12 protein-coding genes are annotated in these 14660 nt (G+C 46.1%); 11 read left to right on the forward strand and 1 reads right to left on the reverse strand.

Annotation, left to right across the window (positions count from 1 at the left end; genetic code table 11):
• Window positions 1–245: 245 nt before the first annotated feature.
• From AC6CIF_RS08895 to AC6CIF_RS08915, 5 genes are all read left to right on the forward strand, one after another.
• Entirely contained in the window at window positions 246–623 is a 378-nt protein-coding gene (locus AC6CIF_RS08895; protein WP_336762423.1) for a hypothetical protein, read from the forward strand.
• Between the two features lie 389 nt (window positions 624–1012).
• Complete coding sequence (locus AC6CIF_RS08900; protein WP_498199116.1) at window positions 1013–2383, forward strand: helix-turn-helix domain-containing protein; 1371 nt, start codon at window positions 1013–1015, stop codon at window positions 2381–2383.
• A 280-nt stretch (window positions 2384–2663) separates the two neighbouring features.
• Window positions 2664–2846 carry an aspartyl-phosphate phosphatase Spo0E family protein gene (locus AC6CIF_RS08905; protein ID WP_100528416.1) on the forward strand — a complete coding sequence of 61 codons (183 nt, stop codon included), beginning with the start codon at window positions 2664–2666 and terminating at the stop codon, window positions 2844–2846.
• A gap of 130 nt (window positions 2847–2976) precedes the next feature.
• Complete coding sequence (locus AC6CIF_RS08910; RefSeq protein WP_339298300.1) at window positions 2977–3219, forward strand: hypothetical protein; 243 nt, start codon at window positions 2977–2979, stop codon at window positions 3217–3219.
• A 172-nt stretch (window positions 3220–3391) separates the two neighbouring features.
• On the forward strand, window positions 3392–5281 hold the full coding sequence (locus AC6CIF_RS08915; protein ID WP_498199118.1) for a helicase-related protein: 1890 nt from the start codon (window positions 3392–3394) through the stop codon (window positions 5279–5281).
• Window positions 5282–5488: 207 nt separating this feature from the next.
• Here AC6CIF_RS08915 and AC6CIF_RS08920 read toward each other — a convergent pair whose 3' ends face one another.
• Window positions 5489–5623 (reverse strand): hypothetical protein, encoded by a 135-nt coding sequence (locus tag AC6CIF_RS08920; RefSeq protein ID WP_498199120.1) that lies wholly within the window; start codon window positions 5621–5623, stop codon window positions 5489–5491.
• A gap of 30 nt (window positions 5624–5653) precedes the next feature.
• Between AC6CIF_RS08920 and AC6CIF_RS08925 the strand changes: the two genes are divergently transcribed.
• From AC6CIF_RS08925 to flgK, 6 genes are all read left to right on the forward strand, one after another.
• On the forward strand, window positions 5654–6244 hold the full coding sequence (locus AC6CIF_RS08925; RefSeq protein WP_498199121.1) for a ComF family protein: 591 nt from the start codon (window positions 5654–5656) through the stop codon (window positions 6242–6244).
• 305 nt (window positions 6245–6549) lie between these two features.
• Window positions 6550–11544, forward strand: a complete 4995-nt coding sequence (locus AC6CIF_RS08930; protein ID WP_498199123.1) for a fibronectin type III domain-containing protein — start codon at window positions 6550–6552, stop codon at window positions 11542–11544.
• 148 nt (window positions 11545–11692) lie between these two features.
• Window positions 11693–12097, forward strand: coding sequence for a TIGR03826 family flagellar region protein (locus tag AC6CIF_RS08935; protein ID WP_336762415.1), 405 nt, complete (start codon window positions 11693–11695; stop codon window positions 12095–12097).
• A gap of 176 nt (window positions 12098–12273) precedes the next feature.
• Window positions 12274–12558 carry a flagellar biosynthesis anti-sigma factor FlgM gene (gene flgM / locus AC6CIF_RS08940; protein WP_047840678.1) on the forward strand — a complete coding sequence of 95 codons (285 nt, stop codon included), beginning with the start codon at window positions 12274–12276 and terminating at the stop codon, window positions 12556–12558.
• An 11-nt stretch (window positions 12559–12569) separates the two neighbouring features.
• A complete protein-coding gene (locus AC6CIF_RS08945) occupies window positions 12570–13073 on the forward strand; it encodes a flagellar protein FlgN (RefSeq protein ID WP_145324373.1) in 504 nt (167 codons plus the stop codon).
• A 19-nt stretch (window positions 13074–13092) separates the two neighbouring features.
• Window positions 13093–14646: a flagellar hook-associated protein FlgK gene (gene flgK / locus AC6CIF_RS08950; RefSeq protein ID WP_498199125.1), complete on the forward strand. Its 1554-nt coding sequence runs from the start codon at window positions 13093–13095 to the stop codon at window positions 14644–14646.
• Window positions 14647–14660 lie beyond the last annotated feature (14 nt).

Here is a 14660-nt window from a genome sequence, read left to right on the forward strand (position 1 = left end):
ATTGGTCTGCGGGTTAATGGACTTTATCGCTGTGAATGAGCAAAGTGTAAAGTTGTGCGGAACATATGTTCAAGCTTAGGCGTGAATGAATGACCTGGCCTGTCTTTCTTCGTCCGGTGTCGATCAGAATGGAATATGAGTGATAGGAGTTGCAAGTGTAACCCTTCAGAAAGTACAGCATATACTGCTGTATACAGGGATGTTCGCCATGGGTGAGCATGACCTTCCGAGGAGGTGCAGTTGCCATGGTTGCTCATCTGACTATGATTCTGCTCATATACTTCCTGGCGGCAATGGCCGTTCATGCCATGCACCAGCGCCATCTTTCCCGTCCGGAATCTGAAGGCTTCGAGCAGATCCTGCTCATCCCTTCCAATCAGGCAGGACGGATCGAAGGCACTGTAAGAGCACTTTGCCGGGAATTGTTATACCGTGGAAAGAGCTTCAGATTAACAGTTGTCGCTGATCGTACAGAAGCGGAAACGATTACGATTATTGAAAAGCTTATGCAAAGGCAAGGAATGGAGACATCTTATCTGCCTGCTGTCCCTGCTGATATTGAACGGGTAGCACAGACCGATCACACGTTTCGCTTGATTGATTTGCGTGAGCCAAAGCAATAAATCAGGGTGTGAACGAAAATCGGAATGAGTATTTCTAAGATCTACAGTGAAAAGATTACAGCAGAAGCTGTAGTCTTTTTTTGTAATTGTAGCCAAGTCTGCTTTTAAATTAAAAATGGGTTTTTATGCAATCTATGGTTATAAAAATTTTCGAAGTCAGAAATCTTAATTTAAAAGTATAGACGAAGCAGACTGGAAAAAGTTTCGCAATTTAAAGAAAGATTCTGGTTATTAGAAGAATTAGTATGTGTGAACCAGAGATGATAGATCAACTCATAAAATGCACAGCAACTCTTCCATTATATTGACCTATGGTATATTAAACCATATAATGACTTAAAATGGATGTCGGGCGTGGGAAAAGTGTGTTTCTGGAAGGGGGTATCTTCTTGAGTGTATTGAATAAGACGATCCGAACAGAATTTTTACATTACATAGAGGAAAACAAAATCCTTCTCTATCATTTTGCAGAGAAATCAGGCATTAATTCTGGAACGTTAAGCAGGGTGATTAATGGTTCACAGCCCATATCGGTGAAAATTCTGGATATCATGACAGAATACATGGGATTGGAAGAGGGATATTTTTATGAACAGTATGTGAGTGAGTTGTTTGATGACCCTACAATGAACTGGCGACGGTTGCGCCCGTTCATCATACGCTGTGCTGAGCTTGGAAAAAACGATTGTATTGAACGAACTGTAGATCTAATGATGGAGAATCCTGCGTATATCCAACAACTGTTTGATTGTGCCGAATCATTAAACGCTGAAGGGAGCGCAGCGGCTGCATTAATTATTTATCGTAAAGTGTGTGAAGGAGAACGGTATCAGCATGCCGAACGATTGGCTATTTGCCAGTATCGAATTTTTAAACTCTCGATTAATGATGATCAACAGCATAATCTGGAATGCGCGGTACAATTCGATCCGTATGTCGCGCGTCTTAATGAGTTGGAGCAATTGGATGCGCTGAAGGACCTGATGAATCTATATCTCTCATTGCGTCGTTGGGACAAAGCGGAGCAACTGGCAACACGAATGGGCAAACTGGCGAGGGTACAATATGAAATCAAACATCAACGGATTAGACGGGGGAAGAGTTATCAGGAGCCTTCCAAAGCGTTGTTTGGTTATATTTTATATTCTGATTTGATCATAGCATCAATATATGGAGAAAAGAATGAGTATCAGCAGGCGCTATACTACGTCTCAAGCTATGAGAATCACGAGTGGATTATTGAGAATGATCTTGAGGCGGAGCTTACAAAGAGTCAATTTCGGGAGTGGGCAACAGCAAATAGATACCTCTTTGAAATTATGGCAGGAAGAATTGAGATTTTAGATGAGTATGTGGATTATATATCTACAAAAGAAAATGAGATTCTACGTGGATTGTTTAAGCTCATTAAGGCAGCACTAAAATATAATATGAATATGGATCATGTGTTGGAACGCTTTAAGACCACAATATCATCATATATGTTCACACATGAGAAGGTGGGTTCCTACACCAATCAGATTATAGATGATCAGTTCGTGAATTTCTTGGCAGATGTAGGTGATTATTATCTAAACTCAGACCGGGTCCGGGTTGGGATTCAATTCGTACTGGATAGTTTGGCAATCTCAGCTAAAATTAACAACGATGCTTGTATGGTTAGAGGGTTCTGTACATTTGATTCCATTCGGTATTTAGCAACAAACGAAGAGCTTCATAAGTACACTACACTGCTGAAGGAGGTTCGAAAAGAGAGATGAAGATAAAATTCATAATCATTGCTACCATAATTACCATCACAACGATGGTGGTACCATTAAATACGTCTTCTGCTACGGAGCATGTACCGCCTGAAGTTCCAAAAAATTTGGCGACTAATTCTCATGGTCAAGGTGGTTGGTAGATCTTATTTTATAGATTATAGATAATTACCTGTGAGAGGATGGCCACATTTCATTTTCTTATAGGTTTTTTGTATATCTGACATGAATCTTGGTTTTTACATAAAAGGTTACACTATTTCATAGAGGTGAGAATGCTATGAAATATGTTGTGAACAATCAGGAAAGTGACTTGGAACGTGAACGGGAAAGTTTGCACGCGTTGGTTGCGATTTATGGTTTACAACATCCAATCGTAATTAAGCAATCCGAGATTTTAGATGAGTTGATTAATCGATATAATCGAATGTTCTCAGGCATCTCCAAACTAAGTAATACATAACGAGTTCCTGGACATTTCAGACCAATATGATTGAAGTAAACGTACATCGTAGAATAAGGTTCATCTCTCTTTATATATAAGTTTCCGGTCATAGGTTGTTAATGAAGTGGTTCATGAGGAGAATGATCTAATGAGACAGCAATACAAAAAGAAAATGATTTTTTTGATAACATTGATCCTGGTATTGAGTTTTAGCTCAAGCAAAGTAATTGCAGAAGGATATAAACAAGATGGAGAAGTCCCTGATATATATGGTACGACATCTGAAACGATATTTACTTTTGAGGTGAATGGTCAGATTCTACAACCTGGCGAGTCGATCTATATTGAGACAGCTCCTGATCAGCAACCTGTAATTCGAGTTGGGAAATAAGCTGTTTTTTGAATGGCTGAATTTGTAGAGTAGCGTTTCAGTTGATATAGTAATAAGTAGAGTGATCAATAAGAGATAGAATATGGACATGAAGCACATGCTCCGGCGAACAGCCGGGTTGGCATGTGCTTTTTTTTGCGTTCGGAAAATGTGCGATGGGGGAGGAGAGTAAATGAAAGTTGCCTTATATGTATGCCGTGTAGGGGAAGGGTGGAGCATGATCTTGTCTCTCGATATTCGAGTGGATGTAGCTTGGTGGCTAGAGGGAAGAAGTGGGCGACATGTGCTGCGCTGGTTAATGTTGGATACAGCGTTGCCGTTAAGTCAGGCATCTTGGTTGGTTGAACATTTTGAGATGGGGCGGGGCATGGATCAGTGGGGCGAGCGCGAATGGCAGAGTTATCTTGCGCGGAAGCTGGATGTGTATGAACTGGCCTCAGGGGAAACAGAGGTTAGGAAAGCTACAGCGGGCAAAGCGGGGAGTGCCGCTGTGCGTGGCATTCAGTTAGGCGGGATGTCCGAGCCGTATCCCGCCGGGCATTGGGCTCAGCTGGAGCGGGACGCGGCCCTGCTGGCTGAGCGGATTAGCGGCCGCCAATTACTGGCGGCCGAGGCGGAGGCGTTGCTGGCGGATACCGCCCAGCCGCCAGGGGAGTGGCGCGCGGCGGCGCAGCTCGCGCGCTTGCACGGGCGGCTGAGCATCACAGCCGCCCTCGAAGGGTCTGCCACGCGCCGTCGGCACGCGTGGCTTGGACGCGCGCGGAGCGCGCCCCGCTGCCACCGTTGTGGCAGCGAAGCCAGGCAGCGCGTGCCCTGCGCTGCCTGCGGCCTGGCGGCGTGCGCCTACTGCGAGGCTTGCCTCGCGCTGGGGCGCAGCCGTGCCTGTGCGCTGCTGCTACGCAGTGCAGCGCAAGAGGCCGTGCCACGACGCGGCGAAGCACCGCGTGGCACGGCTATGGCCTCCACCGGCGGCGGGCTCGCCCGGTGGGGGCTTAGCGCAGCGCAGAGCGCGGCAGCAGCCGCGGCGCTCGCGTTTTTGGCCCGGCCACCCGCAGGGGGTGGGCCAGGGCGGTTCTTGCTGTGGGCCGTGACCGGGGCCGGCAAGACGGAAATGATTTTTCCACTGCTCCAACATACATTGGATCGCGGTGGACGAGCACTGGTCGCTACGCCACGCAGGGACGTGGTGCTGGAACTGGCTCCGCGTCTGGCAAAAGCTTTTCCGGGCACCTCACTCGCTACCCTTTACGGAGGCAGTGACGAACGCTGGAAAGACGCTCAGCTCACGCTCGCGACCACACATCAACTGATGCGTTTTTATCAGGGGTTCGATCTCGTCATTATCGACGAACTGGATGCTTTCCCCTATCACAACGATCCCATGCTCGCTCACGCGGCGGCATCTTCCTGTAAACCGGACGGGAATTTCGTTTATCTATCTGCCACACCGCCTGCTCGGCTCCAGAAGGAAGCAGCACAGGGGAAACTCACTCATGCCAAAGTTCCAGTACGTTTCCACCGTCATCCTTTGCCCGTGCCAAGATTGATCAAGATGGTTACCGTTGCTGAATGTATTAAGAAACGAAATCTTCCTTCTGCCTTGAAGAGTAACATCCAAATTTCATTGAAGCGCGACGCTCAGGTATTTGTTTTTGTTACACGCATTGCCCAGATTGAGGCGTTTGTGAACCTGATGCGTCGTACCTTTCCCGGAATTCATATCGAAGGAACATCATCTCAGGACCCCGATCGCGCTAGCAAAGTTACAGCCTTTCGGGAACGCACGATTCGTCTGCTCGTAACCACCACAATTCTGGAGCGTGGCGTGACCATTCCGCGCAGTGATGTCTTTATATTGGATGCTGACAATGGTCTTTTTGATGAGGCATCGCTGGTTCAGATGGCGGGTAGAGCTGGGCGTTCCAAGGATGATCCGGCGGGTAGAGTGTTTTTTGCATCGTCTCGTCGGACACGATCACAGGTGAAGGCCGTTGCACAGATTCGGAAAATGAACGATATCGCTCGTCGCAAAGGTTATCTGCATTCGTCATCCCAAAGATAATCGTCATCTACCAAGTTTATATCCATATTTCACATTACATTCACCAGACTGGAGGTTTGCATCCTAGTGTTCAACTGGCTCAGCAATATCACCGATCACACGCAGTACTTGACTCAGCGCCTTCACCAACTGCTCGCCCCACCGGGAGCGACGTGTCTGACATGTGGCACTCGGGCGATCCTTTCTCCACTCTATCCAGATATATGTTTACGTTGTGTGAAGCAGATTCCATGGATTCGTTCCATCCGCTGCCTGCGTTGTGGTCGGGGTGTCGGTTGCCCGGACTGTGCTCGTCCACACATGCAAAACCGTTCTTTTATCTCCAACCGCAGCGCCGTACAATACAACCCTCTTATGAAAGAATGGATAGGCATGTACAAATTCAGAGGCCATGAACGCTACGCGCCGCTCTTAACCGTGCTGTTGATTCAAGCTTTTCAAGCGATGAGCGAGGAACAGAATTCTGCTTTGGCAAAAGAACCCCCAGCCCCCGTGGCTCATCTCGCCACACCTGCTCAACAAAAGAAGCCGCAATGGCAGCCTGACGCGGTCACCTATGTTCCCGTGAGCAGCGAGCGCCTGGCCGAGCGCGGCTTCAATCAGGCGGAGCGGCTGGCCGCAGGACTTGCCACCGCCTGCCGCCTACCCATTGTTGATCTGTTGCAGCGCCAGATCAACACCACCAAACAAAGCTTTAAATCACGCGGTGAGCGTATCGAAACGATGAAGAACGCTTTTTCCATCAATCCGGAAGGCATGCAGTTAATTGAAGAATTATACAGGGAATCTTATCTGCCAACACAGATGGGCATGTCACATGCCAAACCCATACAGTTACTGCTGATTGATGATATATATACAACAGGCAGCACCTTAGACGCTTGTGGGCGAGTTATCCTAAATGCTGGCTTCTCCATGGAGATTCCATTCGAGATATACACACTGACACTGGCAAGATCCTAGGAAGTAAATCTAAGTAATGAATGACTGTCCAGCAATCTTCAGCCACTTTAGGTGGGTGACCTATACTGTATGATTAATAGTAGACAGGAAAATATGTTCCTTTATTAATCATTGGTATGTTAATGCGTGTCTCCATTTCATTTATACCGTTTGAAGTATAGTTGTTTGAAGAAATTATGGATGAAAGCGTTATAAGAAAATTTTTACATGTTAAAAAGAGGAATTGGTTTTCTCGCGCAGAATAGATAGTTTTGCCGTTCACCACAGGGAGTGGCACAACATATCTGTTGAAGGGGAGAACAAAAGTGGTCGCAGGAAAAAGAAAAAATGGATTTTACTTATGGACCGTCCGTCTACTAGTAGTCATGCTGGTATTCGGACAGTTTAGTGTGTATGGAGGGAACCGGGCACATGCAGCGGCAGGAAGTGAAATAGTCTCATCAAGTAATGATTACCAATATGTGTTGACCAACAACAACGGCCAATTACAGGTGAATCAAAAATCAGTTAAGCTGGGTTGGGTGAGATCATATGAGATTTCAACATCAGGATATTCTTTTAGGAGAAGCCAATCGATCAATGGAGCAGTTGAGGACATAACCAAGATTTCATTTGGCTCCTACACATCTACTTATGCCGGTAAAGTTACCAATGCTTTTATTATCGACTTTGCTGAGGTATGGGAGTATTACACGACTATGGAATACAGACAATCCGGAACCAATGTTGGTGTATGGAACAATTCTACCGTTGATGAGTTTGGTATGACTACACCAAGATATGTGCAAAGCTACGAGGCTACACAGTTAAGTCTTGTTGTTAATGCAGATACAGGAGCGGTAGTCGATTTTGTATCCAACCTGAACCCGTATTATATACGGAAAGCAGAATCATTCAGTTTTGTAAAAGAGCCGGGGGCAACACAGCCTATTACTACAGTTCCTGCTGTTCCAGCTAATTTGGCGGCTGATGCCAATGATGTAGCTATTAATCTTAATTGGTCTGCTGCTCCACAAGCTGTCCAATATGAGATTGAAGAGAATGGCGTAGTCAAAGAGCCTTTTTATGGAATCAATTATACAAGTTCATCACTTATACCCAATACTACATATACCTATAGAGTACGTGGAGTTAACCAACTAGGGGCTAGTGAGTGGAGTGAGCCGGTTGCAATCACAACCTTGCTTGAGAAACCCGTTCTGACCGTAACCTCAGAAGAAAGTAAGAATACGGTACAGTGGAAGGCGGTTGAATTTGCCGATCGGTACCAGCTGCAGATTGATGGGGGGACGCCAATTGAACTCGGGAACGTCACCTCATACGTGCATGAAGGCCTAGAAGCGAATTCAACGCATACTTATGTGCTAAAAGCTTTCTCATCTAATAATGAGAGCGCGTGGAGTAAATTGGTGAGTCAGTTAACAGTACCTGACCGTGCGGACGGGTTGAAGGTTACTGATGCTACATTTAATAAACTAACCGTAGCTTGGACTGCAGTAAAGGGTGCTACCGGATATGATTTGGAGATTGATGGCACTAATGTTGCTGTAACCGGCACCACATATAGTAAAACTGGACTTACAGCCAATACAGAGTACACCTTTAGAATCAGACCTAAAAATGCTGGTGGTGCAGGAAGCTGGAGTGAGGCAATTACAGGAATTACTCAGATGAGTACACCCGTAATTCAATCCAACCCTTCTCAAGAAGAAGTTGTCCTCATCTGGTCACCAGTTGATGGTGCTATGTCGTATGAAGTTGAGGCTGATGGCGTTGTCGTTGGAGACATATCCGATTCAATCTATACGCATACGGGGCTCAAACCTGGTACGGCACATAAGTATCGTGTACGAGCTATAAGTGACAATAACGTTAGCGCATGGTCGGCAGTAAAATCACAGTATACGTTGCCTGATTCCGTTAATGGATTGGTGATTAGTGCAGCAACCAACGCAGCTATTACTCTGAAATGGACAGCAGTAACCGGAGCCACAGGTTATGACCTCGAGATCGATGGAACAGTTGTTCCAGTGACGGGAGCTGCCTATACGAAGAGTGGTCTTGCAGCGAACACAGACCATACCTTCCGTATTCGTTCGAAGAATGCGGCCGGTGTAGGAGTGTGGAGTGAACTCATCAGTGGAAAGACACTGCTGAATACACCAGTAATAAAAGCAACATCGGAAGAAACTGCTGTCAATCTGACGTGGGCTGAGGTAGCAGACGCAACCAAGTATGAGATTGAGGCAGACGGAGCAGTGGTTGCAACAGTAGAAGAGCCTAGCTACAGTCACACATCATTGTTACCAGGAACGGCGCACAAGTATCGTATTCGTGCGTTGACGGATACCAATGCGAGTGCATGGACAGCAATCCTGACACAAAGCACCATCCCTGCTTCCGTTACAGGCTTAACGGTTAGCTCGGCTACAAATGTAGCCATTGCCTTGAAATGGACAGCTGTAACTGGAGCAACGGGATATGATCTGGAAATCGATGGAACCGTTGTCCCAGTAACGGGAGTAGCCTATACGAAGAGCGGTCTTGCAGCCAACACAGACCATACCTTCCGTGTTCGCTCAAAAAATGCCGCTGGTGTAGGAGCGTGGAGTGAACTCATCAATGGAACGACACTCCTAAATACACCAGTACTAAAAGCATCATCGGAAGAAACTGCAATCAACCTGACGTGGGCTGATGTAGCAGACGCAACGAAATATGAGATTGAGGCGGATGGAGCAGTAGTGGCAACAGTAGAAGATCCTAACTACAGCCATGAAGCATTGCTGCCAGGAACGGCGCACAAGTACCGCATTCGTGCGTTGACGGATACTAATATAAGTGCGTGGACAGCAATCCTGACGCAAAGCACCATCCCTGCTTCCGTTACAGGATTAACTGTTAGCTCGGCTACGAATGTAGCCATTGCATTAAAATGGACAGCAGTAACTGGAGCTACAGGATATGATCTGGAAATCGATGGAACCGTTGTCCCCGTAACGGGAGTAGCCTATACGAAGAGCGGTCTTGCAGCCAACACAGACCATACCTTCCGTGTTCGCTCGAAAAATGCAGCTGGTGTAGGAGCGTGGAGTGAACTCATTAATGGAACGACACTCCTAAACACACCTGTACTAAAAGCATCATCGGAAGAAACTGCAATTAACCTGACATGGGTAGCTATTGCGGATGCAACCAAGTATGAGATTGAGGGTGACGGAGCAGTAGTGGCAACAGTAGAAGAACCTAACTACAGCCATACAGCATTGTTACCAGGAACGGCGCACAAGTATCGCATTCGAGCGTTGACGGAGACCAATACGAGTGCGTGGACAGCAATCCTGACGCAAAGCACCATCCCTGCTTCCGTTACAGGCTTAACTGTTAGCTCAGCGACGAATGTGGCCATTGCATTAAAATGGACAGCAGTGACGGGAGCAACGGGATATGATCTGGAAATCGATGGAACCGTTGTCCCAGTAACGGGAGTAGCTTATACGAAGAGTGGTCTTGCAGCCAACACAGACCATACCTTCCGTGTTCGTTCGAAGAATGCTGCCGGTGTAGGTGCTTGGAGCGAACTCATCAATGGAACGACGCTTCTAAATACACCTGTATTAAAAGCATCATCGGAAGAAAATACAATTAACCTCACGTGGGCTGAGGTAGCAGACGCAACGAAGTATGAGATTGAAGCGGACGGAGCAGTTGTGGCAATGGTAGAAGAACCTAGCTTCACCCATACATCATTGCTGCCAGGAACGGCGCACAAATATCGCATTCGAGCGTTGACGGAGACCAATACGAGTGCATGGACAGCAATCCTGACACAGAGCACTATACCTGCTTCCGTTACAGGATTAACTGTTAGCTCGGCTACGAATGTAGCCATTGCATTGAAGTGGACAGCAGTGACGGGAGCAACGGGATATGATCTGGAAATCGATGGAACCGTTGTCCCAGTAACGGGAGTAGCTTATACGAAGAGTGGTCTTGCAGCCAACACAGACCATACCTTCCGTGTTCGTTCGAAGAATGCTGCCGGTGTAGGTGCTTGGAGCGAACTCATCAATGGAACGACACTCCTAAACACACCTGTACTAAAAGCAACATCGGAAGAAAATGCAATTAACCTCACGTGGGCTGAGGTAGCAGACGCAACCAAGTATGAGATTGAGGCTGACGGAGTAGTAATGGCAACAGTAGAAGAACCAAGGTATAGTCACGCAGGACAGTTGTCAGGAACGGCACATAAGTATCGCATTCGTGCGATGACAGATGCCAACACAAGTGCATGGACGGCAGTACTGACTCAAAGTACGATCCCTGCTACAGTTAACGGTCTCATGTTAAATACCGCTACACCTGTGGCTATCTCAATGAAGTGGAGCCCAGTTACAGGCGCTACCGCTTATGATTTGGAAATTGATGGTGTTGTAATTTCTGTGAGTGGAGCTGCTTATACGAAAAGTGGTCTTCTGGCCAATACAGATCATACCTTCCGCATTCGTGCGAAGAATGCTGCTGGCATCGGTAGTTGGAGTGAGATCGTAACCGCCTCTACCCAATTAAATGTACCAACAATACTGAAAGCTGTATCTGAAGAAACTTCAGTTACGCTGACATGGAATGAAGTTGCTGGTGCAACAAAATATGAGATTGAGGCAGATGGCATAGTAGTTGCTACTGTGAGTGATCTCTCGTATGTCCATAATGGAGTACTTGGTGGCACGATTCATAAATACCGTGTTCGTGCCATTACAGATACCAATGTGAGTGCATGGACAGCAATATTGTCGCAAACTACGTTACCTGCCAGTGTCTCAGGTTTAAGTATTAACTCTGCAACCACAGCGGCGATCGGACTGAGATGGAGTGCTGTAACTGGAGCTACGGGTTATGACCTTGAGATTGATGGTACGGTGATCGCCGTGAGTGGAGTAGCTTATACGAAGAGTGGACTTGCACCGAATACAGAGCATACCTTCCGAATTCGTGCCAAAAATGCTTCTGGTGCGGGAGCTTGGAGTGAGATGATTACAGGTACGACTCAATTAACCACAACTGTGCTGAAGGGAACTTCGGACAGAACGAACGTTATTCTGACGTGGGACGCGGTTATGGGGGCTTCGTCTTACGAAATTGAAGCTGATGGACAAATTGTGGCGACTGTCAGTGACTTAACGTTTATTCAGTCTGATCTGTTACCGTTCAGTTCGCATAAATATCGTATTCGGGCATTCAACGATCAGAACACAAGCATATGGTCTTCTGTACTAAGTATTAGGACATTGAATTAGTGTTGTATAATGGGGAACAGGCTTGCGTATATATGCATCCTGTTCCCCTCTTTGTTTTGTAAATAGACTATGGCTTCATCAGAGAAAATAAGGTAATGTATAGTTATTATCTATTCGGAAATGGAAGTTTGAGAGGGGCGTTTTAGCGATGAATCTAGGTAATTGTCCTCGCTGTGGTAAATTATATGCGTTAAATTTTAGAGATGTATGTTCAAACTGTATTAAGGAAATAGAGCTGGAATATCAGATCTGTGTAGATTATTTGCGCGAAAACAAGGGCACCAACATACAGGAACTATCCGATGCAACAGAAGTTTCAATTAAAAACATTACCAAGTTCATTCGTGAGGGACGAATTTCCATCGAGAATGCCCCCAATATGATGTATCCTTGTGAAGTATGCGGTACATTGATTCGTGAAGGTCATATGTGTGATTCTTGCCGTAATCGTTTGACGAAAGACTTGGCAGGAGCAGCTCGTGAAGTAGGTCAGAAGGATAACAACAATGTAGGCGGACGAACCTACAATGCTGTCGACAAACTACGCGATTAATAGGAGCGAGGGCTCAAATACATGTTTTGCTATAACAAATGTTTTGAAACGTACCGATAAACTTATTAAAGATTATCGGTTTTTTTTATTATCCTAATCATTTTGATAACATAAAGATAAAGTAAGAAAAACGTATATCGTCGTAAAAACCTAATGTGGAAGGAAGTGCAAGTTAAATGAAAATCAATGAACCGAGTAGGATTGGCGCCATCAATTCATATCAGAGGAACGTTGAATCCAATCAGCAGGCTGATGCCAAGAAGAGCCGCCGTAAGGACGAAGTATCCATTTCTCCGGAGGCGATGAAGATGCTTGAGGAACAAAGTCGTACACAGGATGCAGGACGCATACAACGGATACAGGAACTGAAAGAACAGGTTAGTTCGGGAACGTATCAGGTAGATAGTAGCAAGCTTGCTGACAAGCTGCTGCCGTATTTTAAGTCTTTTGATAAGGAATAGGTGATCACGTAATGGCAGCACTGGACAGATTGATTGCAGTTTTGCAGCAAATGGAACAAAGTCACCGCGATATGCTGGCACTCAGCGAGGTCAAGAGACAGGTCATTGTCAAAAACGATGTGGATGAGCTCATTGCCCTCCTCAACAAAGAATCTCGATTCATGAAACAACAGGAGCCATTGGAGATCGAGCGGCAGAGCGCAGTTCACGAACTGCTACAGGAGCGAGGCATCAAGTCCATGCTGAACCTGAATATCACCGAGATCTCGAAGCTGATTTTTGATCCAGCTGACAAACAGCGATTGCTTGAAGTCCAGAAGAAGCTGGCGGGAACACTGCAGGAGTTAAAGGAAATCAATCAACTGAATCAAAAGCTGATCGAGCAATCATTGATGTTTATTGACCTATCCATGGACATCTTTGCTTCTCGGCCAGAACAGGATGCCACATATCAGCATCCTGCTGATAAGAACGGCAATCCAGGGCGAATCGGTCTGTTTGACACGCGTGCCTGATTAATTAGGGGGAAACCAGGTGACATCTACATTTCATTCAATCGAAACGGCTAAACGCAGTTTGTTCACACAGACGACAGCTCTTAGCACAACAGGCCATAACATAGCCAATGCCAACACCGAAGGCTATTCACGCCAAAAGGTAAACATGCAGGCATCTATTCCAATGGAGCCGTTCGCATTTCTGCATAGCACAACACCAGGACAGCTCGGTACAGGGGTAGAGTTCGACTCCATTACCCGTGTGCGTGAAAAATTTCTGGATGACCAGTATCGCAATGAAAATACCAACTTCGGGAGTTGGTCCATTCAACGAGATACACTTGAGAAACTTGAAGCTATTGTAAACGAACCATCAAACACCGGTTTTCGAACCGTTATGGATAATTTCTACAAATCATGGTCAGATCTGAGTAAGAATCCTGAGGATGTCACAGCACGGCGGATCGTAAAAGAAACAACGTTGGCTCTGACTGATGCGATGAATCAGATTAGCCGTCAACTGGATGCACTTAGCGAGGATCTTGATAGTAACATTGCTGTGAAAGGCAATGAAATTCAGGGCTACCTGGGTAATATAGCGAACCTTAATAGTGCCATTGTAAAAGTCGAGTCTCTTGGCGACAATGCCAACGATTTACGTGACCAGCGAGACTTGATGTCAGATAAGTTGTCCAAAATTATGAACATTACGGTTACGGATTCTCCACAAGGATACCAGATTCAGATGAATGGACAGGCACTCGTTACAGGCGGGGCAGTACAAGTTGCGGTAGACCCTGCCTTTCTGAATGCTGCATATACGGCAGGTACGCTCACCAACGGCGAAGTCCATGGGATGATTAAGTCCAGAGATACGTTGGTGAGTGATTACCAGAAGCAAATGGATGACTTAGCCAACACGTTGGCTAACGGAGATATACAACTTACGATTCCTGCTGGTTCTGTCCTGCCTGACAACACTGTTTTGGATGGTGTTACATATACAGGGGCTGCTCGTACACTGGTTGCAGATCTGACGGTAACAGTAAAAGGCTTAAATGGTCTGCATCAACTTGGTTACAGTATGGACGGAACGACCGCACCGGGCCTACCATTCTTCACAGCATCGGGTGGTGGTACGGCTATTACAGCTGGCAATATCTCATTGAACGCAGAAATCTTGGCAGATCCGAACAAGATTGCTACTTCGTTACGCACTGTGGATGCTTCTGGAGCAGAAACAGTGATTAAAGGAAATAACACCCTTGCCATTCTAATTGCCAATCTGAAGGATACATCAATGAAGACCGCGGACGGCCTGCGCAATGCTACCATTGGCGCACAGTTTAGCTCGATGGTGGGACAACTTGGGGTACAGTCTCAGGAAGCTGCACGTCAAACGTCAAATTCAGAGTTTCTTGTACAGCAAGTGGACACCCGACGTCAATCGGTTAGTGGCGTATCCCTAGATGAAGAGATGGCAAATATGATTAAATTTCAGCATGCCTATAGTGCATCTGCTCGTTTTATGACGACATTTGACCAACTTCTTGATAAATTGATTAACTCTACTGGTGTAGTAGGCAGATAATAGTAAGGAGTGAC

The sequence above is a fragment of the Paenibacillus sp. GQ49 genome, assembly GCF_059759055.1.

Bases quoted from the DNA above. Each gene is read 5' to 3' on its own strand.
- AC6CIF_RS08910 (WP_339298300.1), top strand. From the start codon at position 2,977: ATGAGACAGCAATACAAAAAGAAAATGATTTTTTTGATAACATTGATC.
- AC6CIF_RS08925 (WP_498199121.1), top strand. From the start codon at position 5,654: ATGTACAAATTCAGAGGCCATGAACGCTACGCGCCGCTCTTAACCGTG.
- AC6CIF_RS08905 (WP_100528416.1), top strand. From the start codon at position 2,664: ATGAAATATGTTGTGAACAATCAGGAAAGTGACTTGGAACGTGAACGG.
- AC6CIF_RS08915 (WP_498199118.1), top strand. From the start codon at position 3,392: ATGAAAGTTGCCTTATATGTATGCCGTGTAGGGGAAGGGTGGAGCATG.
- AC6CIF_RS08945 (WP_145324373.1), top strand. From the start codon at position 12,570: ATGGCAGCACTGGACAGATTGATTGCAGTTTTGCAGCAAATGGAACAA.
- AC6CIF_RS08895 (WP_336762423.1), top strand. From the start codon at position 246: ATGGTTGCTCATCTGACTATGATTCTGCTCATATACTTCCTGGCGGCA.
- AC6CIF_RS08935 (WP_336762415.1), top strand. From the start codon at position 11,693: ATGAATCTAGGTAATTGTCCTCGCTGTGGTAAATTATATGCGTTAAAT.
- flgM (WP_047840678.1), top strand. From the start codon at position 12,274: ATGAAAATCAATGAACCGAGTAGGATTGGCGCCATCAATTCATATCAG.